This is a genomic window from Streptomyces roseolus, from assembly GCF_014649855.1.
In the GTDB taxonomy this organism is placed as follows: Bacteria; Actinomycetota; Actinomycetes; order Streptomycetales; family Streptomycetaceae; genus Streptomyces; species Streptomyces roseolus.
Map to the genome: position 1 here is coordinate 208,959 of NZ_BMTV01000004.1, position 21,717 is coordinate 230,675.

At 74.1% G+C, this 21,717-nt stretch carries 16 protein-coding genes and 2 tRNA genes; 4 read left to right on the plus strand and 14 right to left on the minus strand.

Annotation, left to right across the window (positions count from 1 at the left end; translation table 11 throughout):
* Window positions 1-54: 54 nt before the first annotated feature.
* Complete coding sequence (locus tag IE245_RS06370) at window positions 55-1,335, minus strand: M6 family metalloprotease domain-containing protein (protein WP_373305281.1); 1,281 nt, start codon at window positions 1,333-1,335, stop codon at window positions 55-57.
* 328 nt (window positions 1,336-1,663) lie between these two features.
* On the opposite strand from IE245_RS06370, the gene IE245_RS06375 reads away from it, so the two are divergent.
* Window positions 1,664-3,559 carry a putative bifunctional diguanylate cyclase/phosphodiesterase gene (locus tag IE245_RS06375; RefSeq protein ID WP_189945736.1) on the plus strand — a complete coding sequence of 632 codons (1,896 nt, stop codon included), beginning with the start codon at window positions 1,664-1,666 and terminating at the stop codon, window positions 3,557-3,559.
* A gap of 96 nt (window positions 3,560-3,655) precedes the next feature.
* On the opposite strand, the gene IE245_RS06380 is transcribed toward IE245_RS06375, so the two are convergent.
* Both IE245_RS06380 and IE245_RS06385 read right to left on the minus strand, forming a co-directional pair.
* A complete protein-coding gene (locus tag IE245_RS06380; protein WP_189945737.1) occupies window positions 3,656-5,350 on the minus strand; it encodes a glycosyl hydrolase family 18 protein in 1,695 nt (564 codons plus the stop codon).
* Window positions 5,351-5,605: 255 nt separating this feature from the next.
* The gene (locus IE245_RS06385; RefSeq protein ID WP_189945738.1) at window positions 5,606-6,721 is read right to left on the minus strand and encodes an LLM class flavin-dependent oxidoreductase; all 1,116 of its coding nucleotides are present in this window, start codon (window positions 6,719-6,721) and stop codon (window positions 5,606-5,608) included.
* 389 nt (window positions 6,722-7,110) lie between these two features.
* On the opposite strand from IE245_RS06385, the gene IE245_RS06390 reads away from it, so the two are divergent.
* The gene (locus tag IE245_RS06390; RefSeq protein ID WP_189945739.1) at window positions 7,111-7,869 is read left to right on the plus strand and encodes an IclR family transcriptional regulator; all 759 of its coding nucleotides are present in this window, start codon (window positions 7,111-7,113) and stop codon (window positions 7,867-7,869) included.
* 99 nt (window positions 7,870-7,968) lie between these two features.
* Window positions 7,969-8,042 (plus strand) — tRNA-Lys (locus tag IE245_RS06395).
* A gap of 51 nt (window positions 8,043-8,093) precedes the next feature.
* Here IE245_RS06395 and IE245_RS06400 read toward each other — a convergent pair.
* The 5 genes from IE245_RS06400 to IE245_RS06420 form a co-directional block, all read right to left on the minus strand.
* On the minus strand, window positions 8,094-8,747 hold the full coding sequence (locus IE245_RS06400) for a response regulator (RefSeq protein ID WP_189945740.1): 654 nt from the start codon (window positions 8,745-8,747) through the stop codon (window positions 8,094-8,096).
* Window positions 8,687-9,982 (minus strand): sensor histidine kinase, encoded by a 1,296-nt coding sequence (locus tag IE245_RS06405; RefSeq protein ID WP_189945741.1) that lies wholly within the window; start codon window positions 9,980-9,982, stop codon window positions 8,687-8,689. Before IE245_RS06405 ends, IE245_RS06400 begins: the two co-directional genes overlap by 61 nt.
* A 535-nt stretch (window positions 9,983-10,517) precedes the next feature.
* Window positions 10,518-11,108 (minus strand): lytic polysaccharide monooxygenase auxiliary activity family 9 protein, encoded by a 591-nt coding sequence (locus IE245_RS06410; RefSeq protein WP_189945742.1) that lies wholly within the window; start codon window positions 11,106-11,108, stop codon window positions 10,518-10,520.
* A 232-nt stretch (window positions 11,109-11,340) separates the two neighbouring features.
* Window positions 11,341-13,917 (minus strand): SPFH domain-containing protein, encoded by a 2,577-nt coding sequence (locus IE245_RS36725; RefSeq protein ID WP_229851104.1) that lies wholly within the window; start codon window positions 13,915-13,917, stop codon window positions 11,341-11,343.
* Between the two features lie 26 nt (window positions 13,918-13,943).
* Window positions 13,944-15,302 carry a peptidoglycan-binding protein gene (locus tag IE245_RS06420; protein WP_189945743.1) on the minus strand — a complete coding sequence of 453 codons (1,359 nt, stop codon included), beginning with the start codon at window positions 15,300-15,302 and terminating at the stop codon, window positions 13,944-13,946.
* A 195-nt stretch (window positions 15,303-15,497) separates the two neighbouring features.
* On the opposite strand from IE245_RS06420, the gene IE245_RS06425 reads away from it, so the two are divergent.
* A tRNA-Lys gene (locus IE245_RS06425) sits at window positions 15,498-15,571 on the plus strand.
* 55 nt (window positions 15,572-15,626) lie between these two features.
* Here IE245_RS06425 and IE245_RS06430 read toward each other — a convergent pair.
* The 6 genes from IE245_RS06430 to IE245_RS06455 all read right to left on the minus strand — a co-directional run bounded on the left by IE245_RS06430 (window position 15,627) and on the right by IE245_RS06455 (window position 21,705).
* Complete coding sequence (locus IE245_RS06430) at window positions 15,627-16,595, minus strand: glycoside hydrolase family 6 protein (protein WP_189945744.1); 969 nt, start codon at window positions 16,593-16,595, stop codon at window positions 15,627-15,629.
* Window positions 16,596-16,806: 211 nt separating this feature from the next.
* Window positions 16,807-17,460 carry a class F sortase gene (locus IE245_RS06435; RefSeq protein WP_189945864.1) on the minus strand — a complete coding sequence of 218 codons (654 nt, stop codon included), beginning with the start codon at window positions 17,458-17,460 and terminating at the stop codon, window positions 16,807-16,809.
* Entirely contained in the window at window positions 17,457-18,038 is a 582-nt protein-coding gene (locus IE245_RS06440) for a hypothetical protein (RefSeq protein ID WP_189945745.1), read from the minus strand. The genes IE245_RS06435 and IE245_RS06440 overlap by 4 nt, the downstream gene beginning before the upstream one ends.
* Window positions 18,039-18,112: 74 nt before the next feature.
* Window positions 18,113-18,892, minus strand: coding sequence for an HAD-IIA family hydrolase (locus IE245_RS06445; protein ID WP_189945746.1), 780 nt, complete (start codon window positions 18,890-18,892; stop codon window positions 18,113-18,115).
* Between the two features lie 80 nt (window positions 18,893-18,972).
* Window positions 18,973-20,514, minus strand: coding sequence for an alkaline phosphatase family protein (locus tag IE245_RS06450; RefSeq protein WP_189945865.1), 1,542 nt, complete (start codon window positions 20,512-20,514; stop codon window positions 18,973-18,975).
* A 132-nt stretch (window positions 20,515-20,646) separates the two neighbouring features.
* Complete coding sequence (locus tag IE245_RS06455) at window positions 20,647-21,705, minus strand: 2-aminoethylphosphonate ABC transporter substrate-binding protein (protein WP_189945747.1); 1,059 nt, start codon at window positions 21,703-21,705, stop codon at window positions 20,647-20,649.
* Window positions 21,706-21,717: the final 12 nt, after the last annotated feature.

Sequence of the window (21,717 nt, forward strand, 5' to 3'; positions counted from 1 at the left end):
AAAGACCCCCTCGCGGAAGCGAGGGGGTCTTTTCGCGTCGTCCGGTCCCGGTGGTCAGTCCGCGCCCGGCGGGGTGATCTTCACCGTCCAGACGCCGGACTCGCTGCGGTCGGAGACTTCGACGCGGACGTCCGTGCCGGGCACGGTGAGCGTCTCCCCGACCTCCAGGGGGGCGTCCGCGAGCGGCGGGTAGACCGAGCGCTCCCAGCAGGCCTCGGTGCCCGGGTGGGCGTCGACGACCTGGACGGGGCCCTCGCCGGAGGCCTCGCGGGCCCTGACCCGGTAGACCAGGACGCCCTCGGTGCAGGTGTCGGCGTCGTTGCCGGTGGCGGCACGGGCCTCGATCGCGAGCACGCTGTCCCGGCCGGTGCGGACGACGGCGAGCCGGGTGGAGCGCGCCTCCGGCGTCGCGGGGGCGGTGGAGACGGGCTCCAGGCCGACCACGCGGGGCTCGCCGCCCTGGACGCAGGCCACCTGGGAGCGGTCGAGCCAGCCGAGCTTCCACTTGTGCCAGCCGAAGGGGTCGGGAGCCAGCCCGAACTGGCTGCCCATGACGTCCCAGTCGCCCACGTGGGTGTCCCAGTCGCCCTTGCCGTCCGCCGGGCGGCGGTACAGGTCGGGCAGGTCGAAGACGTGGCCGGTCTCGTGGGCGAGGACGTTCCGGTCCGGGGGGTGTCGCTCGAAGACGGTGACGACCCGCCGGATCTTCGCGCCGTCGGCCACCAGCGGGTGCTCCAGGTTGACGACCTTGGTGGCGTCCGAGTCGACGCCGGGCGCGTCCGGGTCGGCGACCAGGTAGACGATGTCGTACCGGGAGAAGTCCACGGAGTCGTCGACCGCCGCGACCGCGTCCCGCAGGTACTCCGCCCGCTTCCCGGCGTCCCAGTCACGCCGTATGTCGTACGCGGTGGACGGACGGGGCATCGGCGTCCAGACGGTGCGGGGGTGCGGGCGCAGGGTGAACCGCCCGTAGGAGGCCCGCTGGAAGAACTCGGTGGTGGCCGGGAAGTGGTCGGCGGCCAGCTCCTCCGGGGTGGTCAGCGGGGCGGCGTCCGGGAACGACAGGAAGATCATGACCGCGTCGAGGGCGCGGTCGGGGCGCGGGTAGGAGCCGTTCCAGCTGTCGAGGCCGAGCGAGTGGTGGGCGGCGGTACGGGGCAGGGCGCACGGGCCGGCCGAGGGCGCGGCCGCGGCGGGCCCGGCGACCAGGCCGGTGGCCGCGAGCGCGGCGAGCGCGGTGAACGAGGCGGCTCCGGCGCGCAGCCGGGAGCGCTCCACTCCCCCGGGTGGCTGCTGACCCTCCACGTGGACCTCCGGTTCGCGAGTGCGGGACACCTCCCCCACCTTGTGCCGGTTCGCGTCGTTTCGCATATTTCCGCTGCCCCGGTCGGGTGAGAGCGTGGCGCCCGGTGGACGCGAGACGGGCGGAGTCGATCTCACGGACAGTCACAATCGGTCATTCCGGCGACGCCGTCCGTCAGGGTCGAGCGGAATCGGTCGAAGGGGCGGCGCCCGGTGTCCGGACTCACACCGCCCGCGCCCCCGCTCCCCCGCCCAGGAGCTGGAACGGTCCCCCGGGCTGGCTCTATGATCGGCAGACTTGTCCGGAGGCCGACCATCCTGACCACATGTGAACGGCCCCCCAGCACCACGGGAGCGAGCGGTGAGCGGAACCCCCGAAGGACCGGCACACCCAGAACCGCCCGGCATCCCGCCGGCCCGCCCGGCACTCACGGAGCGTGAACTCCACGACTACCGGGCCGCCTTCCGCGTCTCCCGGCTCGCCATGGCCCTCGTGGACCGGGACGGCCTGGTCGTCGCCGCCAACGACTCCCTCGGCGCCCTCCTCGGCACCGACGGCGCCGCCCTGCGGGAGCAGGCCGCCGCCGACCTCGTGGACCTCGCCGCCGACGGCCGCACCTGGCACGCCTACCGCGAGGTCCTGCGCGGCCGCCGCTCCCGGTTCCGCTGCACCCGCCGGCTCAAGCACCCCGACGGGCGCAAGCTGTGGGCCGAGGTCACCGTCGCCCCGGTCCCCGACACCGGCCGGGTGCTGCTCTCCGTCGCGGACATCAGCGAGCGGCGCGAGCTCCAGGCCCGGCTGCGCCACCTCCAGATGCACGATCCGGTGACCCGGCTGCCCAACCGGGCGCTCTTCTTCGAGCGCCTCTCGGCCGCCCTGGAGTGCGCGGCGGCGGAGAGCGTCGAGGCGGCCACCGGCGCGGCCGGACCGACCGAGCCGGCCGGCGCCCCGGAGCCGTACCGGTCCCCCGGCGCGTACCGGTCGTACCGATCACACAGCCATGGCAGAACAGGGCGGATCGGCCTCTGCTACCTGGACCTCGACGGTTTCAAGGCGGTCAACGACACGCTCGGGCACCGGGTCGGCGACCGGCTGCTCGCCGCCGTCGCCGGGCGGCTCACCGAGTGCGCCGACAGCGCCGGCTACACCCGCAGCGGCGGCCACCTCGTGGCACGGCTGGGCGGGGACGAGTTCGCCGTCCTCGTCGAGGACTCCACCGGCACGGAACAACTCGCCGACCTGGCCCGCTCGGTGCTCGCCTCTCTGGAACGGCCCTTCGACCTGGGCGGGCAGCGGCTCTCCGTCTCGGCCTCGATCGGCGTCGTCGAGCGCGCCGCCTTCGGCACCACCGCCACGGAGCTGATGCAGGCCGCCGACACCACGCTGTACTGGGCCAAGGCCGACGGCAAGGCCCGGTGGACGCTCTTCGACCCGGAGCGCAACGCCCACCGGATGACCCGGCAGGCGCTCTCCTCCACGCTCCGCCCGGCGGTGGAGCGCGGGGAGTTCGCCCTGGAGTACCAGCCGCTGGTCGACCTGGCCGGCGGGGCGGTGCGCGGGGTGGAGGCGCTGGTGCGGTGGCACCACCCGCAGTTCGGGGTGCTGCCGCCGAATCGGTTCGTCGCGATCGCCGAGGAGGACGGCTCCATCGTGGAGCTGGGGCGGTGGGTGCTGCGGACCGCCTGCGAGCAGGCACGGCAGTGGCAGAAGGACCATCCGCGCGAGCGGCCGCTGTTCGTGAGCGTGAACGTGGCGGTGCGCCAGGTCTGGGACTCCGACCTGGTGGCGGACGTGGCGGGGATCCTCGCCGAGACCGGGCTCGCCCCGCACCTGCTCCAGCTGGAGCTGACCGAGTCCGCGGTGATGGGCTCGGCGGGCCGCCCGCTCCAGGCCCTCCAGGCGCTCAGCGACATGGGCGTGCGGATCGCCATCGACGACTTCGGCACCGGCTACTCGAACCTCGCCTACCTGAGCCGGCTGCCGGTCTCCGTGCTCAAGCTGGACGGCTCCTTCGTGCGCGGCTTCCAGGACGAGGAGCACGCCAACCCGGCGGACGAGCTGATCGTGGAGGCGCTGGTGCAGCTCGCCCACCGGCTCGGCCTGACGGTGACGGCGGAGTGCGTGGAGACCTCCGGGCAGGCGGCGCGGCTGCGGCGGATCGGCTGCGACACCGGGCAGGGCTGGCTCTACTCGCGGGCGGTGGCTCCGGACCGGATCGCCGCGATGATCGAGGGCACGACGCCGCTGCGGGTCTGAGCCCGGGGGCTCGCGGGCATGGAACTGCCCCCGGCCGGAGGGACATTCCGGGCGGGGGCAGCGGTTCATGCGGCCCTACGGGGCGGGCTCAGGGCTTCAGCAGGCGCCGAGGTCCTGCCAGACGCCCCACTCGCCCGTGGTGCCGGGGGCCTCGTTCTGGGTCCACCACTTGGCCTTCCACTTGCGGCCGTTGTGGGAGACCTCGTTGCCCGCGTTGTAGACCGTGCCGGCGACGTAGGCCGGGAGCGAGCCGCAGCCGGCCGGAGGCGTGGTCGGCGGCGTGGTCGGCGGGGTCGTGGGCGGGGTGGTCGGAGGCGTGGTGGGCGGCGTGGTCGGCGGGACGGTGGTGCCGCCGAGCGCGGTGTTGATCTGCTTCAGCAGGGTGACGTTCTCGTCCAGGCCGAGGAGGGAGTACATCATCGCGCCGGCGAGGCCGCGCTGCTTGCCGTAGTTCACCCGCTCCTGGATGGACTTCTGGTTGAGGCCGGTGAAGAACTCGCCGTCCTTGTAGAAGTACGAGGACTTGGCCTGGTCGTCCCAGAAGGTCGTCGCGGCGTTGTCGACGACGCCGCCGAGCTCCTTGTAGTGCGCGATGCCGGCCTGCTGGGAGAGCGGGCGGGCGTTGGAGCCGCCGGTGGCGGTCTGCGCGAGGCCGTTGGTGGTGCCGGCGGGCACGCCCTTCCAGCCGCGGTAGTAGAACTCGTAGCCCAGGGTCAGCTTGTTCGCCGGGAAGCCGCCGGTGATGCCGTAGGCCGGGTTGCCGTCGATCCAGGAGTCGATGGCGGCGTCGATCGAGTACTTCTCCTGGCCCGGCGCGATGACGTCGGTCGGGTCGTTGGAGCCGGAGTACAGCGGCGACTGGTGGTACGTCGGCCCGTCGCCGTCCCAGGCGCCGTGCATGTCGTACGTCATGATGTTCGCGTAGTCGAGGTACGCGCCGATCTTGTCCGTCTCGATGTACTTGATCTTGTCCTGGCCGGCCGGGAGGGCCGCGGTCAGCAGGTACTTCTTGCCGCCGTTGGCCGCGCCGTACGCGTCGAGCTGCTTGCGGAACTCGGCGAGGAGCAGGGTGAAGTTCTGCTTGTCCTCGGGGCCGTAGTGGTTGCCCAGGTGGCCGCCGGAGGAGCCGGGGTACTCCCAGTCGATGTCGATGCCGTCGAAGATGCCGGCCGCGGTGCCGGGGCCGCCGAAGCCGCCCTCGACCGGCAGGTCGCCCTTGAGGTACTGGTCGATGCAGGAGGAGACGAGCTTCTTGCGGCTCGCGTCCGTCTTGGCCGCGTCGTGGAAGTACTTGGAGTAGGTCCAGCCGCCGAGCGAGATGTTGATCTTCAGGTGGGGGTACTTCGCCTTCAGCTCCTTGAACTGGTTGAAGACGCCCACGATCGGCTGGTCCCACTTGTCGGCGACGCCGTCGACGGAGTCGGCCGCGGAGAAGGACTTCTGGTAGTCGGCGTAGGAGTCGCCGGCGCCGTCGCCCGCGTTCGGGTTGTTGTCGTCACCCGCGGCCTTGTTGGCCATGAAACACGTGAGGTTCGTCGGGTGGATGTTGCCGAACGAGTAGTTGATGACGTCGAGCTGGCTCGCGATGCCCCGCGTGTCGAGGTGCTTCGGGTAGAACGCGTTGCCGTACACGCTCCACTGGTCGTAGTACGCGATGCGCACCCCGCCGGCGGAGGCGGTGGTCGAGGCATCGGCGGCCTGGGCGGAGCCGAGGCCCGCGGTGGCGGCGAGCGCGCCGGCCGCGAGGGCCGAGCTGAGCAGCGCGGCGATCAATGACTTACGGGGGTGCACGAGCGTCCTCCGATGGGGGGGTACTGGTGGTGCCGTACAGGAGTTGGAGCAGTGATAGCCCCCGCACGAACGGCGCGTCAATGGTCTGAACCAGATTGAGGACTAGACCAATTTGAGGAGGAAAGCCCTCGTCAGAGGCGTGCAGCACAAAACGAAACCGCTCGCCACCATGTGTGACGAGCGGTTTAAGGTTTCTTTAGGGAAGCCGGCGAGGTGGTTCGACGGTGAACCAGTCGTCCATCCGGAATCCGAGATTCAGGCGAGTCGCGGCATCCCGTAGGCGTCCGCGACGAGTTCGTAGCTCCGCAGCCGCGCCTCCCCGCCGTGCACGTTGGCGGTCAGCATCAGCTCGTCGGCGCCGGTCCGCTTCCGCAGCTCGTCCAGACCCTCGCGGACCGCGTCCGGAGTGCCGTACACGACGTTCGCCAGCCAGTCGTCCGCGAACTCCCGCTCCACCGGGCTGAATCCGTACGCCTCCGCCTCCTCCGGCGTCGGGATCAGCCCCGGCCGGCCGGTGCGCAGCCGCAGCATCGACAGCGCGCCGGTGAGCACCTGGCGGTACGCCTCCCGCTCGTCGTCGGCGGCGAGGGCGCCGACGCCGATGAGGGTGTAGGGCGCGTCGAGCACGGCGGAGGGGCGGAAGGACTGCCGGTAGAGGTCGAGCGCCGGGATCGTGTTGCGGGCCGAGAAGTGGTGGGCGAAGGCGAAGGGCAGCCCGAGGAGTCCGGCGAGCCGGGCGCTGAAGCCGGAGGAGCCCAGCAGCCAGACCGGCGGCCGGCCCTTCGGGCCCTGCACCGGGCCGGGCACGGCGTGGATCCGGGCGTAGCGGTGCCCGTCCGGGAAGTCGTCGTCCAGGAACCGGGTCAGCTCGGCGAGCTGCTCGGGGAAGTCGTCGGCGCCCTCGTGGAGGGTGTCGGTGCGACGCAGGGCGGCGGCGGTGGCGCCGTCGGTGCCGGGGGCGCGGCCGAGGCCGAGGTCGATCCGGCCCGGGGCGAGCGCCTCCAGGGTGCCGAACTGCTCGGCGATCACCAGCGGGGCGTGGTTGGGGAGCATCACGCCGCCGGAGCCGAGCCGGATGCGGCGGGTGTGGGCGGCGAGGTGGGCGAGGATCACGGCCGGGGAGGAGGAGGCGACCCCGGGCATCGAGTGGTGCTCGGCCACCCAGTGCCGGTGGTAGCCGCGCCGCTCGGCGAGCCGGCTCAGCTCCACGCTGGTGGCGAGCGACCGGCTCGCGGTGGAGCCGCTGCCCACGGTCACCAGGTCGAGGACGGAGAGGGGCACGGGAGCGGAACCCAGGGCCTCCCCGCGTATGGCGTCCCCCCGGGGGCCGTCCGCCGTGCCTGCCTCTGACTGGGTGCCGGTCTCGCTCACCGTCCGGTCCTTCCTCCATCGAGTACGTCCAACGGAGCGGCAACAGGGGTGCGCCGGCACTTATTCCATGCCGCCCGATTACGGGACGAAGGGCGCGATCCGGGTGACGGGGGTCACATTCCAGCCACCGGAGGATCCGCCTCCGGGTCCGCTTCCCCACAGAAAATCTTCGCCCGCCCGCCGTCCGAACGCGTGCGCGAGCAGGACGCGGCGCCGCCCTGACCTCACCCTCTGCGCGCCACCCATGCCTATGTCATATGCCATAGTGGCGCGCCCCTGTACAGGGCCGGGTCCCTCCGCACGATTCTCGCCAACAGCCGCCCCGTAAACGGCCCTTGGCGGCTATCGTGGTACGGAAGCATGCGGTCACAACCTGGTAGGGGGAAACCGTGGCGCTGAAGCCCGAGCCCACCGCGCCGTTCCACTCGGTGCAATACGCCCTGCGCGTCCTCGAGACGGTCTCGCGGCACGGCGGCGGGGTGTCGGACGTCCAGATCGCCCGGGAGGCGGGGCTCCCCGCCCACCACCTCTCGCCGCTGCTCCTCATGCTCCGGCGCGAGGGGTACGTCGAGCAGGTCTCCGACGGCGCCTACGTCATCGGGGACTCCCTGGTCCTCCTCGGCTCCGGCTCGACCCGCCGCGAGGCCCTGGAGGCCAAGCTCCAGGAGACCCTCACCGAGCTGCGCGACTCCGTCGGCGCCGCCGTCTACATCAGCCGGTACATCGACGGCGAGGTGAAGATCACCCAGTTCGCCGACGGGCCGCGCACGCCCAAGGTCAACGAGTGGGTCGACTTCCGCTCGGCGGCCCACGCCAGCGCGGTCGGCAAGTGCCTGCTCACCCAGCTCGACCTCAACGGCCGGCGCGACCACCTCTCCCGGCACAAGATCGCCCGCCTCACCTCGCGGACGATCACCAACGAGAAGGTGCTCTTCTCCAAGCTGGACAGTCAGCCGCCGACCGTCCCGGTCCTCGACCTCCAGGAGTACGCCGTCGGCACGGTCTGCGCCGCGGTGCCGCTCACGGCCGGCTCCGCCGTGGGCTGCCTGGCGCTCTCGCTCCCGATCGAGCACGCGCACCGGCTGCGCTCGGCCGCCGACACGCTGAACCGGCGGGCGGCACCGGTGGTGCTGTCGCTGGCGATCTGAGGCGCCCGGAGCGCGGCCCCGGGAGCGGCCCGGCGGGGCGCCCCGGCGGGGTGGTCACGAGCACCCGTCGGGACCAGGTAGTATTTTCTCTGTCAGCAGGCGCCGCTAGCTCAGTTGGTTAGAGCAGCTGACTCTTAATCAGCGGGTCCGGGGTTCGAGTCCCTGGCGGCGCACCGACGGAAGAAGGCCCCTCGCGGAAGCGGGGGGCCTTCTTCGTGCACCCGTCAGGCCTGGAGGTAGGCGAGGACGGCGAGGACCCGGCGGTGGGTGTCCTCGGCCGGCGGCAGGTCGAGCTTGGCGAGGATGTTGCCGATGTGCTTGCCGACGGCGGCCTCGGTGACGACGAGCCGGCGGGCCACCTCGCCGTTGGAGTGTCCCTCCGCGACCAGCGCCAGGACCTCCCGCTCGCGCGGGGTCAGCGCGGCGAGCGGGTCCCGGCGGCGGCGCAGCAGCTGCCGTACGACCTCCGGGTCGACGACCGTGCCGCCCGCGGCGACCCGGTCCAGGGCGTCCACGAACTCCTCCACCTGCCCCACCCGGTCCTTCAGCAGGTAGCCGACGCCGGTGCCGTCGCCCGAGTCGAGGAGGTCGGCGGCGTAGTCCCGCTGCACGTACTGGCTGAGGACGAGGACCGGCAGGCCGGGCCGCTCGGCGCGCAGGGCGACGGCGGCGCGCAGCCCCTCGTCCTGGAAGCCGGGCGGCATCCGCACGTCGGTGAGGACGACGTCCGGGTCGTGGACGGCGACCGCGGCGCGCAGCGCCTCCGCGTCCCCGACCGCGGCGACCACCTCGTGGCCGAAACGGGCAAGGAGCCCGATCAGCCCTTCGCGGAGGAGGACGCCGTCCTCGGCGAGGACGACGCGGAGCTGACGCGGCACGGGATCTCCACTCGTAGGACCGTCGGCCCGCCCGGCGGGCTGGTGATCGTCAGTGTGCCATCGAGGACGGCCAGCCGGTCGGCGAGTCCGGTGAGGCCGGAACCGCGGGCCGGATCGGCGCCGCCGCGCCCGTCGTCCTCGACGGTGAGGACGAGGACCCGGCCGTCGTGCCGGCCGGTGAGCCGGGCGCGGGCGGCGCCGCTGTGCCGGTCGACGTTGGCGAGCGCCTCCCGGCCGGTGAAGTACGCGGCGCTCTCGACGGCGACGGGCAGCCGGGGCAGGCCGTCGAGCTCGCGGTCGACGGGGACGGCGGTCCGGTCGGCGGCGTCCGCGAGGGCCGGCCCGAGGCCGTAGTCGGCGAGGACGTGCGGATGGATCCCGTGGATCAGCTCCCGCAGCTCGGCCAGGACCTGTCCCGCCTCCTCCTGCGCCCGCGCGAGCCGCTCGGCCAGCGGCCCGCCCGGCGGCGCGTCGAGCCGGGCGAGGCCGAGGGTCATGCTGAGCGCGACGAGCCGGTGCTGGGCCCCGTCGTGGAGGTCCCGCTCGATCCGGCGCCGCTCGGCCTCGAACGCGTCGACGAGCCGGGCCCGCGAGGCGATGACCTCGCCGAGCCCGTCCCGCTCCCGGGGCGCGATCAGGGCCCGGGTGAGCGCGGCCCGCCCGGCCGCGTACAGCCCGAGCGGGTAGGCGAGGGCGACGAGGAGGAGCGCGCCGAGCGCGGCGGCGGCGAGGGCCGGCGGGTACGAGGTCACCAGGACCGCCTTGAGGATCTTGGTCTCGTGTCCGTCGGCGGCGAGCAGGACCGGGGTCGCGAGCAGCGCGCCGGGCACGCCGGCGGCGACGGCGAGCACGAGGGCGTCGAGCACCCAGAGGACGGTGGCGAGGAGGAGCGCGTACGCGAGCTCCCGCCAGGTCGCCCGCTCCCCCGCCCGCTCCCGCACCCAGGCCCCGAGCCCCGGCTCGGCGGGCACCCGGTGCGGGTCGGCGGCGGGCCGCCGGTCCACGAGCCGCAGCCGCAGCCGCTCCGCCCCGCCGAGCGCGATCCCCCCGAAGAGCAGCAGCGGGATCCCGACGAGCAGCAGTGAGGCGACCAGCAGCACGAGGAGCACCGCGCAGACGAGGACGCCCGCGCCGACCCCGCTCACCAGATAGCCGGCGGCCCGCCAGGGCCAGGCCCCGAGGGGATACCGCCACGGCCGGAGGAACAGGGCCTGCCGCACGTCACACGCTTCCATGGCCGCCACCGTAGGCGGGCGCGGCGGGCTCGGGCCATGGGGCGGGAGGGTGCGGCCGGGGTAGGGCTGGGCCCACCCCGGTGGGCTCCTGCGAGGCCGGTGGGCTCCTGCGAGGCGCGGACGGCGGCCGACGGGGACGACGGTCCGGACGTACGCGTGCCGTTCGGCGGGACGCGCGAGGACCGCCGGGAGCCGGGGCGCGGCCGCGGCGGGCGGGGCAGGGTCCGGCGACGGCGGCCCCCGCGGGGGCCGCCGCGCCGAGCCGGAGCGGGTGCTCCGGCGTGGTGTCGAGCAGCGGGCCGGGGTGCGGCTCGCCCCCGGCCGGGGTGGCATCAGATCCACGAGCGGGGCGGCCCGTGCGGGGGCGCCGGCGGCGGCCCGGTGGTGACCGAGGGCATGGTGCTCGCCCCTCGGCCCGGTCCGGTGGCCGCCCCGGCGCCGTACGAGCTCCGCGACGGTGTCCGCGCCCGCCCGTGTCGTGCTGCCCGTGCCGGCCTTCCTGGCCGTCACGGCCCGGAAGGTGACCGGCGGTGCGTCAGAACTGGACGTCCGAGCAGGCGTAGAAGGCGTTCGCCGTGTCCGCGACGGTCCACACCGCGAGGATCAGGTGCTTGCCGGTCTTGCCCGCCGGGAGGGTCCCGGAGTGCGAGAGCGTCGACGGCGGCTGCTGGCTGTTGTAGGGGACGGTGAGGAACGGCTGGGGGTCGAGCTGGGCCCGGGTGAGCTTGCTGCTCGGGTTCCAGCCGTTCTTGGTGATGTAGTAGCGGAAGTCCGTGGTGCGGTGGCGGGCGGTGAACTGCCAGCGGAAGGTGTAGCTCTGGCCCGCCGTGACCTTGGTCGCCGGCCAGGTGCCGCCGCGCGGGTCGTCCAGCTGGGCGAACTGGGAGTTGCCGCCGGCGCAGATGGTGCCGTCGGCGGGCCCGGCGGCCGGGAAGCCCTTGAGGCCCTCGACCGACTGCGGCTCCCACTGGATGTTGCCGCAGTTGGTCACCGTGCCGTTGGCACAGAGCTTCTGGCGGCTGATCGGGGAGTCGGTGTAACCGTGACTGTTCGCGGTGCTGGTCGCGAAGAGCGAGGCGGCCGTGACGCCGAGCGCCACGGCGGCGAGCCCTGTCTTTTTGCGCATGCTGTCGCTCCAGGGAGAACGTGGGGGAGTTCTGGATGCCCGTGGGCCGTGGTGCACGCGTGCGGGTGTTGCTGGTGATGCGGGTCGTGCGGGTGGTGCGAGTTGTTCCGAGGGAACGATTTAGGTCTAGACCAAGTACCAAGGTAGGGACGGAAGTTGAACATGTCCATACCAACGGCGAGGGCGGCAGGGAAGACCCGACCGCCCTCGCGACACCGACCGGAACCGGCCCTCAGGCCCCCTCCCCCGCGCCGCCGCGGCCCGTGTAGAACGCCACCGTCAGGTCCTTCACCAGCGACTTGCGCTCGTAGTCGTCCAGCTCGACCAGACCACGACTGGTCAGCCGGTGGACCACGTCGTCCACCGCGTCCACCACCGACGTCAGGACGCTGTCCCGGTGCTTCGCGTCGATCGCCGCGATCCGGCGGCGGCGCATCGCCTGCGCGACCTCGGGGGCGTACTCGATCCTGGTCGGCTGCGCCGAGAAGACGTCCAGGCCGACCGGGGCGCAGTCCGCCGACAGCATCCGGGTCAGCGCCTCGCCGACCGCCTCCGCGTCCCGGAGCGTCGGCGCGTCCTCGTGGAACGCGTCGGCCGGAAGCTGCGACAGCACCCGGGCCATCGCCGCCTCCACCTGCTCGCGCAGGTAGTCCTCGTGGTCGTCGACCCCGAGCGCCGCCCGGACCGTGTCCCGGACCCGCCACACCACGAGGACCGTCACGTCCAGCGCGGTGCCCTTCGCGTCCACCGCCGGAAGCGGCTCGCTGCGCCAGTGGCGCAGCCGGACGTCCACCCGGCGGCGCAGCAGCATCGGGCTCACCCAGACCAGTCCGGTACGGCGGACGGTGCCGCGGTACTCGCCGAACAGCGTCAGCACCCAGGCGTACCCGACCCGGCCCCGGCCGAGCCCGCCCACCGCGAACAGCAGCACCAGGACGCCGAGGGCGAGCAGCGCCCACTGGGCGAGGCGGATGCCGTGGTAGGGGCGCGGGGGCAGGCCCAGCATGCGCGCGACCTCGGCGGGCACGGCGCCCGCCCACCACACGACCGCCGCGCACCCCGCGAGCGCGAGCAGCCCGCCGGCGATGCCGGCCCAGCCCGGCAGCACCGCCGCCGACCGCTCCACCAGCGCCGGATCGGCCGTCGGCGCGGGCCGGGCGGGGCCGGGGCGGGCGTGCTTGGTCGCGGGCCTCGGGACGGCGGTCCTCTTCGCGTTCCGCGAGGTGGGCGGTGCCATGGCGACGGTGTCGGGACCGCCGTCGTCGTCGACGGCGGAGGTGGCGCCGGTGGCGGTGCCGGTGCCGTCGCGGAAGAGCAGGTGGACCGGGATCGAGCCGGTCGTCTCCGCCCCGATGAGGTTCTTCCGCCGCGGCAGCCGCCCCACCCCCGCGACCGGCACCGCGACCGACGCGACCCGCATCCCGGTGATCCGCCCGAAGTCGAGCAGCTCCCGCTCCTCCTTGAACACGCCGACCCCCGGGCTCCCCGGCAGGTCGGAGCTGCCGGGGAGCCCGGCCGCGCCGAGCCCCTCACCGATCCGGCCCCGCCCCGCCACGGAGCCGGCCCCCGCCGGGGGCCCCGGGCGCGCCGCGGCCGGCACGGGCCCCGCGTCCGAAGGCGCCGGGACGGCCGGCGCCGCGTGCGGGGCGACCGGCGCACGGCCGCCGGGTGCCGGGGCCTCCGCGCGGTCCGGGCCCGCCGGGGCCGGACCCGCGTGCGGGTCGGCCGGGGTGCGGACACCCTGCGTCGGGCCGGGCCCGGCCTGGGTCTCCGTCCGGGCCGGGCCCGCCGGGGCACCGGCGGCACTCGACGCGGACGACGACGCGTCGGCCGGTGCCGGGGGCGAGGTCGCGCCCGGCGGGGACGCCGCCCCGGCGCGGGCCCCGGCCGGGGCCGTCGTGACCCGTGCCGCCGCCGCGGCGGCGGCCGCGCGGGCGGGCACCGAGCCCGGCCCGGCCGGGACCTCCGCGCGGACCGGAGCCGACCCGGGTCCCCCCACCACGGCGGGCGGGGCGGGCGGCGCCGCGTGCGGGTCGGCCGGAGTCCGGACGCCCTCCGGCGAGCCCGGATCGGCCTGGGTCTCCGTCCGGGCCGGGGCTGCCGGGGCGACGGTCGCGGTCGGGGCGTCGATGGGTGCCGGGGGCGGGGTCTGGCCCTGCGGGACGGGGGCCGTGCGCGGCACCGCGCCCGCCTCGCGGGCGGCGGCCGTCGGGCCCGCCGCGACGGGACGGCCCGTCCGGGCGGAGCCCGCCGGGGCGACGGCCGAGGCCGGGGCGGGGCCCGCGCCCGCAGGCGTCGGCGCGGCGTGCGGATCGGCCGGCGCGCGGACGTCCCGCGCCGGGCCCGGACCGGCCGGGGCCTGCGCGCGGGCCTCGCCCGGCGGGGTCCGGTCCTGCGGGGTCCGGTCCTGCGGGGCGGCGGCCGTGCGTGACGCGGGCGACGATGCCGCTCCGGACCCGCCGGGGGTGCGCACGGCGGGCGTCGGCGCCCGCCCGGTGGAGGACTCCGCCCGGGCCGGGGCGGCGGGCGGCGGCCCGGCCTCGGTCCCCGGCCGGGCCGCGTCCGCCCGGGCGGCGGGCGGGGAGGGTGCCGGGCCCGGATCGGACGGGGGGAGGACGGTGGGTCCCGGGCCCGGCGGACCCGGGGAGGGCTCCGCGGCCGGCGGGGCGGCCGTCGGCCCCTCACCGGCGGGCGCGGGCTCCGCGGACGGGGAGCGGCGGGGGAGGGTGCCGTCGGTGAGGCGGCGCGCCGTGCGGGCGGCGTCGCGCGAGGCCGCCGCGCCGGAGTCGTTGGGGGGTGCTGCCGTCATTCGGGGTCCACCTCATGCTCTCGGGGTCATCGGAACAAACGCCGCCAGGTCTCCGGGCCCGGGTAGCCGTCGGCCGCTGCGCCGCGCCAGCCCTGTGCCCGCTGGAACGCCTCGACGTTGCGGCGGTCCGCCTCCGTCCAGCGCGGACCGGGTCCCGACACGTAGTGCTTGCCGAAGCCCCGCTTCACCAGTTGTTTGCCCAGCTTCTCCACATATGCGTTGGATTGGCCCGGACGGAAGGAGCCACGCCCGGGGAACCCGTTCGCATCTGTGCTCGGGCCGCTCGAACCACTCGAACCGCCGATGTCCCTGCCCTGGCCCGAGACGAGGAGCGCCCACGTGTGCGGGCCGGGCAGGCCGTCCGCCTCCTTGCCCCTCCAGCCCTGCGCGCGCTGGAACGCCTGGGTCGCCCGGCGGTCGACGTCGCTCCACCTCGGGCCCGCGCCGGTCGCGTAGTAGCGCTTGGCGCCGCGCTGGATCAGCATCTGCCCCAGCTTCGTGACGTGCGCGTTGTTCGCGCCGGGTCCGAACTTCGAGCCGCCCGGGTACGCCGCCGTGCCCGTCGGCGGGGTCGTCGCTCCGCCGCCCGCGCCGGTGTCGCCGCCGGCCAGGCCCTTGTAGCGGTACGCCACGTACCGCGAGGAGTTCTCCCAGTACGCCATCGGCGTGGCCTGCTTCCGCGTGCGCGGCTTGGTCTGCTCGTACGCGACGTACGAGGTGTGGGTGTAGTCCGTCCAGCCGCCGAAGATCGTCACGTGCGAGCCGCGGGTCGGATCGGCCGGATTGTGGAAGAGCAGGATGTCGCCGGGCTGGAGCTCGGTCCGGTCGATGCGGTCGGCGAAGCGGTCGAGGCTGCCGGTCCACTCGTTGCTGCGCAGGTTCCAGGCCATGGAGATGTAGCCGGAGCAGTCCTGGCGGTACCCGTCCGACCAGTACTTCTCCATCGAGTACGGCACCTGGGCCGCGACCCACTTCTTGGCCCGGTTGATGATCTCCGTGCGGGTCGTCTTCCGCAGCGTCTCCGTCGCGATCTGACTGGTCGTCGGAACGGCGCCGGGCGTCGGCCCGCCGTCGGCCTGCGCGCCCGGCGGGCCGTGCAGCGGGGCGGGGCCGCCCTGCGGGGTGTCGCCGCCCCGCGCGGCGTCCGCCGCGTCGGCCGGGGCCACGGGAGCGAGGGCGGTGGCGATGCCGCCCGCCCCGCCTCCGCCCAGCACCGCGCCCGCCGCCGTCACCAGGACCAGGGCCCGGCGGGTGCCGTGGGCCGCCGGGTGGCCGCCCGCGCGGACCGGCAGTCCCAGGGCGAGGTCGCGGCGGCGGCGGGCACAGCCCGGGCAGCCGCAGTCGGGCGCGGGTTCGAATTCCTCGAAGACCGGCACGCTGCTCATGTGATCCCCTCCACACTTGTCAAGATCCCTTTAAGCCTCGTTTCGGGCGTCAGTTTCTCAACTGTCTGGACAAAACGCATTTTGACGGATCAAAGGCCCAATACGACCATCCGACAGGCCGGAGGGCGGGACGGAAGGGACGGATGTTGGTCGGGAGCACCCCTGGAGGTCGGGTAGAGTTATCTCTGTCAGCAGGCGCCGCTAGCTCAGTTGGTTAGAGCAGCTGACTCTTAATCAGCGGGTCCGGGGTTCGAGTCCCTGGCGGCGCACCGACAGGGAAGGCCCCTCGCGAGAGCGAGGGGCCTTCTTGTTCACCGTGGTCGACTACCGTGCGTTTCGGGCCAGTTCCAGGGCGTAGGAGTCGAACCACTCCCCCGCCCTCGGGCCTCCGCGGCACTCTCCGTCCGACTCTCCCGGCCGCTTGATCCAGAGATGGGCGCGGACCAGCGGGTCGCCCGTCCGCAGGGTCGGCGGCTCGCCGAGGGCGCGGCCCGGCGGGTTGCACCAGTTCTCCGCCGGGTCGCCCTCCGTGTAGGGGCCGTTTCCGTTCCGGCTGGTGTCGACGACGAAGGGCTTGCCGCCGACCAGGGCGGAGAGCTCGCGGCCGTACGCCACGCTCTCCTCGGTCGTGCGGAAGTTCGAGACGTTCACCGCGAAGCCGTCGGCGGCGGCGATGCCGGCCCGCCGGAGCGGTTCGGCCAGCTTCTCCGGTGCGGCCCAGCCGGGGTTGCCGGCGTCCAGGTGGACGGTGGTCCCGGACTGCCGCTGGAGGCGCTCGACGGCGGCCTCGAGCAGGGCGTACCGCTCGTCGTGGTGCTGGGCGGGGGTGCAGCCGTCGACGACGTGCATCACCGCGTCCGGCTCCAGGACCACGGTCGCCCGCCGCGGGCCGATGCCCCGGGCGACGGCGTCCACCCAGGCGAGGTACGCCTCGCCGTCGGGCGCGCCGCCTGCCGAGTGGAGGCCGCAGTCGCGGTGCGGGATGTCGTAGAGGACGAGCAGCGAGGCCCGGGCGGCCTTCGTCGCCGCCTCGGTGACCGCCCGGGCCTTCGCCTCCGGGCGGTCGGTGCCGATCCACTCCGCGACCGGGCGGGTCGCGATCCGGTCGAGCAGCGCGGCCTCGGCGGTGCGGCCCGCGGCGCGGTGCGCGGCGGCGGCCCGGGCGGCCTTCCCGTCGGGGTTCACCCAATAGGGCGCGTCCGCCGCCGGGGGCGGGGCGGGTGCGGCGGCCGCGGGTGCGCAGACCGTCGCGGCGAGGAGGGCGAGGGCGGCGGTGGCTCGGCGTGCGGGCATGCGGGCCTCGGGGCGCGTTCGGGGTGACGGAGGGTGCCCATCGTGGCACGGCGTCGCGCCGTCCCCCGCGAGGCGGGGCCCTTCCGGCCCCGTGAAACCCGCGCCCGCCGCGGTGGCGTCCCCGCCGCGTCCCGTGGGGGCGGGCGTCCCGCCGGGGTCTCCCCTGGACGAAGGCCCGGAGGAGGAACGCGGGCCCACGGCGGAACGGCGGTCACCCGGCGGAGGTCAGGTAGGCGGAGACCACGACGTTGGCGGTGTAGGTGCCGGTGGCGTGGTCGAAGGTGCCGCCGCAGGTGATGAGGCGGAGTTCGGCGCGGGCGGCGTCGCGCGGGCCGTAGACCTTCGCGGGGTCGAAGGCGTCGCGGGGGACGACGGAGACGTCGTCGATGGTGAAGACCGCGACCGATCCGTCCGTTCGGGTGACGCGGACGGTCTCGCCGGGCCGGGTGGCGCTGAGGTCGTAGAAGACGGCGGGGCGCGTGTCGGTGTCGACGTGGCCGACGAGGAGCGCGGGGCCCGCCGCGCCGGGCGTGGCGCCGGGCTCGTACCAGCCGACGGCGTGCGGCAGCTCGTACGGCGGCGGGTCGACCGCCCCGGTGGCGTCGAGGCCTCGGGGGACGACGGGCGCGTCGATGCCGAGGGCGGGGAGCTCGACCCGACGGGGCGCGGCGTCGCCCGGTATCGGCGGGCGGGACGGCGGCAGGTCCACGCCCGGGGGGCGGCCGACCGCCGCGATGTCGCCGTGCGTCGGGGCCGAGCTGCCGCCGGGGCCCCGGGCCGTGTCGTGGCCCCAGAGCCAGAGCCCGAGGAGCAGGACCGCCCAGGCCACGCCGGTGACCGGGCGGCTCGACGCGGCCACGCCTATTCCGTACGCCGGCGGCGGGAGCTCCGGACGGCGACCGCGACGGCGGCCACGGCGGCCATGCCGAGGCCGATCAGGGTGTACGGGGTGCCGAGGCCGGCCTCGCCGGCCGTCTGGGCGACGCCGGGCGCGGCGGGGGCCGCGAAGGCCGCGGTGCCGCCGCCGCCCGCGCGGACCGGGGCGACCGGGACGACCGGGGTCGGGCGGTGGTCCGGCCGTTCCTGGTGGTGGCGGACGGTGAGGGTGCCGATGTCGCGGTGGTCGTGTCCGTCGCAGGTGACGGTGATCTTGTACGTGCCGTCCTGAAGGCCCGTGCGGACGGTGGCGCCGCCGAAGAGGGCGTGGGCGCCGCCGTCACCGCCGGTGAGCTCGGCGTCCGCGACGAACGCCGGGGACTTGGCGGCGCCGGTGGTGCCCTTGCACCCCTGGACGCGGACGTCGACGTCGGCTCCGGGTGCGGCGGTGGACGGGGTCGCGGTGACCTGGACGCCGTCGTGGGCGAGGGCGGTGACGGCGCCGGGAGCGAGCACCAGAGCCAGTGCCGCCCCTGCGGCACGGAGAGCGAGGGGACCTGAACGCATTGTGACCTCCTGGTACTGGCAGGGTCACCCGGTCCGGCGGGTTTCGCATCCGCAGGGGCGACGCTCCGTGAGGACTACACGCGGTCGACGAGGTCCGCGATCGACTTCACGACCTTGGAGGGGCGGAAGGGGAAGCGGTCGATCTCGGCCTGCGTCGTCAGTCCGGTGAGGACGAGGAAGGTCTGCATGCCCGCCTCCAGGCCCGCGAGGATGTCGGTGTCCATCCGGTCGCCGATCATGGCGCTGGACTCGGAGTGGGCGCCGATCGCGTTGAGCCCGGTGCGCATCATCAGCGGGTTGGGCTTGCCGGCGAAGTACGGCTGCTTGCCGGTGGCCTTGCTGATGAGGGCGGCGACGGAGCCGGTGGCGGGGAGCGGGCCCTCCAGGGAGGGGCCGGTCTCGTCGGGGTTGGTGCAGATGAAGCGGGCGCCGTCGTTGATGAGGCGGACGGCCTTGGTCATGGCCTCGAAGGAGTACGTGCGGGTCTCGCCGAGGACCACGTAGTCGGGTTCGTGGTCGGTGAGGACGTAGCCGATGTCGTGGAGGGCGGTGGTGAGGCCGGCCTCGCCGATGACGTACGCGGTGCCGCCGGGGCGCTGGTCGTCGAGGAACTCGGCGGTGGCGAGGGCCGAGGTCCAGATGTTCTCGACGGGGACCTCCAGGCCCATGCGCATCAGGCGGGCGTGGAGGTCGCGGGCGGTGTAGATCGAGTTGTTGGTGAGGACCAGGAACGGCTTCCCGGTCTCCCGCAGCTTCCTGATGAACGCGTCGGCGCCGGGGATCGGAACGCCCTCGTGGATGAGGACGCCGTCCATGTCGGTGAGCCAGGATTCGATCGGCTTGCGCTCTGCCATGGGTGCGGGACTCCTGCCGTACAAGTCGTGCGTGTGCTGGGGGCGACGCGACTGCGCTGTGGCGACGCCCCCAGCGTAGGTCAGGAAGTGGTCACGGTGACCCCGTCGATCGTCCAGTACCAGTTGTTGGCACCGGCGTAACGGAAGCGGAAGCTGACGTTCGAGGCGCCGGCGGGGACCGGGACGGTGAGGGACTGGGGCTGGGAGACGACGTCGGCGGTGTAGCGCTTGACCAGGGTGGGCGTGCCGCCGTTGAAGGAGGCGAGCACCTCGGCGACCTGGGAGCCCTCCTGACGGTAGAGGGTGGTGAAGCCGAGGGTGACGCGGGCGGCACCGGTGACCGCGTACGCGGGCGTGACCAGGGTCGTGTCGTAGGCGCCGGAGAAGGACTTGTCCGCCCACTCGTCGGAGTCGGCGACGGCGAAGACGCCGCGGGCCCGGACGTTCAGCTCGCGCCACTGGTCGCGCTGGGCGCGGGACCAGAACTCGTCGGTGGCGAAGGACCAGCCGCGCCATTCGGTCGTGCCGCCCGTGCCCATCGCGTTGTTGACGACGGACCAGCCGGCGGGCGGGGCGTGGGTGAAGCCGAGGACGCCGGCGGGGATGCCGGTCTCGTCGACCCGGCCGCCCAGCGAGCCGTACAGGGCGTCGAAGGGGTCGGTGGAGCGCTCCTGGATCGGCTTGCCGTCGAGGCCCCAGGACGGGTCGGGGTCGATGCCGAGCTGGCGGAAGACGGTGGCGGCGACGTCGACGAGCCGGGTGTCGACCGGGCGGGCTCCGGCGGCGATGCCGGGGCCCTGGGCGAGGACGAAGGTGCGGCGCTCCTCGACGGCGGAGCCGCCGTGGCCGCCGGCGTCGGTGTGGCCGTGGTCGGTGGTGACGAGGACGGTCCAGCGCTCGGAGGCGTACGCGGGGCGGGACCGGATCGCGGCGAGGAGGCGGCCGAGGTAGCCGTCCTGGACGGCGATGGCGTCGAGGTACTTCTGGCTGGCGGCGCCGTGGTTGTGGCCGATCTCGTCGGTCTCGCCGAAGTAGACGAAGAGGACGTCCGGGTTCTGGTTGCGGAGGACGTCCTCGGTGATGTCGGTGATCACCTTGTCGTTGACGACGTAATTGTTGTCGTAGACGAGCTTGGCGTCGGCGCCGGGGGTGACGGTGCCGTGGGTGTCGAGCTCGGGCCAGTCGACGGCGGCGAAGAGGGAGAGCTGGGGGCGGACCTGGTGCAGGCGGGCCAGGAAGCCGGGGTACGTGGCGTAGTTCTTGCCGGTGAAGGTGTTGTCCTTCACGCCGTGCTTGTCGGGCCAGACGCCGGTGGAGATCGTCGACCAGCCGGGGCCGGAGGAGGTCGCGGCCATCGGGTGGGCGTAGAGCAGGGAGCGGCCGTAGGTGCCGTTCGCCATCAGGGACTTGAGGGTGGGGGCGTTCGCGGCGTCGATGCGGTCGTGCCGCAGGCCGTCCATGCCGACGACGAGGACCTTGTCGAGGCTGGTGCCGTTCGGGAGCGTCGGGACGGCGGCGGCCGCGTGGGCGGCGGGGGCGGTGGCGAGGCCGGTGGCGGCGAGGGCCGTGCCGGCGGCTCCGGCGGCGAGCACGGTGCGGCGGGAGATGCCCGGGAGCGGCATGTCGGTGTCCTCCACGAGAGGGGGAAAGGAGTGGATGCGCACACCAACGCCCCTTGTCGCACAGGGGCGTTGGTCCGTACCCGTTATCTTTCCGCTATCTGCGGAGGGGGTCGAGGGACGTGCGGTGAACTCTCAGCTGCCGGTCGCGGACTTCCACGCGTCGACGTAGGACGACAGGTTCTCGTCGATGTCGGCCCAGTCCGGCTCGAAGATCTCGACGCCCTCGATCAGCTTCGCCAGCGCGAGGGCGTTGGCGTCGGTGGGCTTGACGTCCTTGCGGGCGGGGAAGCCGCCGCCGACGGCGCTGACCTCGCGCTGGGCGCCCTCGCTCAGCATGAAGTCGAGGAGCTTCTTGCCGTTCTCGGTGTGCGGGGCCTTGTCGACGAGGCCGGCGGCGTAGGGCAGGGCGAAGGTGGTGGGCTTGCCGCCTTCCTTGGCCGGGAACCAGATGGCGAGGTTCGGCATGGACTTGGCCTGGGCGAAGTTCATCTGCACGTCGCCGTTGGCGACGAGGAGTTCGCCCTTGTCGACCTTGGGGGCGAGCTTGGAGGTGGAGGAGGACGGGCCGACGTTGTTGGCCTGGAGCTTCTTCAGGTACTCCATGGCGGGCGCCTGGCCGCCGAAGTCGTGCATGGCCTTGATGAGGACGGCGGTGCCGTCGCCGGCGACGCCGGGGGTCGAGTACTGGAGCCTGTTCTCGAACTTCTTGTCCAGCAGGGCCTCCCAGGTGCCGGGGGCCTCGGGCAGTTCCTTCTTGTTGTGGATGAAGCCGAAGTAGTTGTTGACGACGGACGTCCAGGAGCCGTCGGCGGCCTTGTCGGCGCCGTCGACCTGGTCGGCGCCCTTCGGCGTGTACTTCTGGAGGAGGCCCTTGGAGCCGGCCTGCTGGATGAAGGGCGGAAGGGTGACGATGACGTCGGCCTGCGTGTTGGACTTCTCGCGGAGGGCCCGCTGGACCATCTCCCCGGAGCCGCCCTCCACGTACTTCACCTCGATGCCGGTCTCCTTCTCGAAGTCGGCGAAGACCTTGTCGTACCAGCCGTCGCCCTTCTCGCCCTTGAGGCCGTCGGCGCTGTAGACGGTGACGACCTTCTCGTCGGAGGCGGCGGAGGAACCGCCGCAGGCGGTGAGGGAGGCGGCGAGGGCGAGGGCTCCGGTGACGGCGGCGACCGGCTTGGCGTACGTAAGCATGACGTCGTTCTT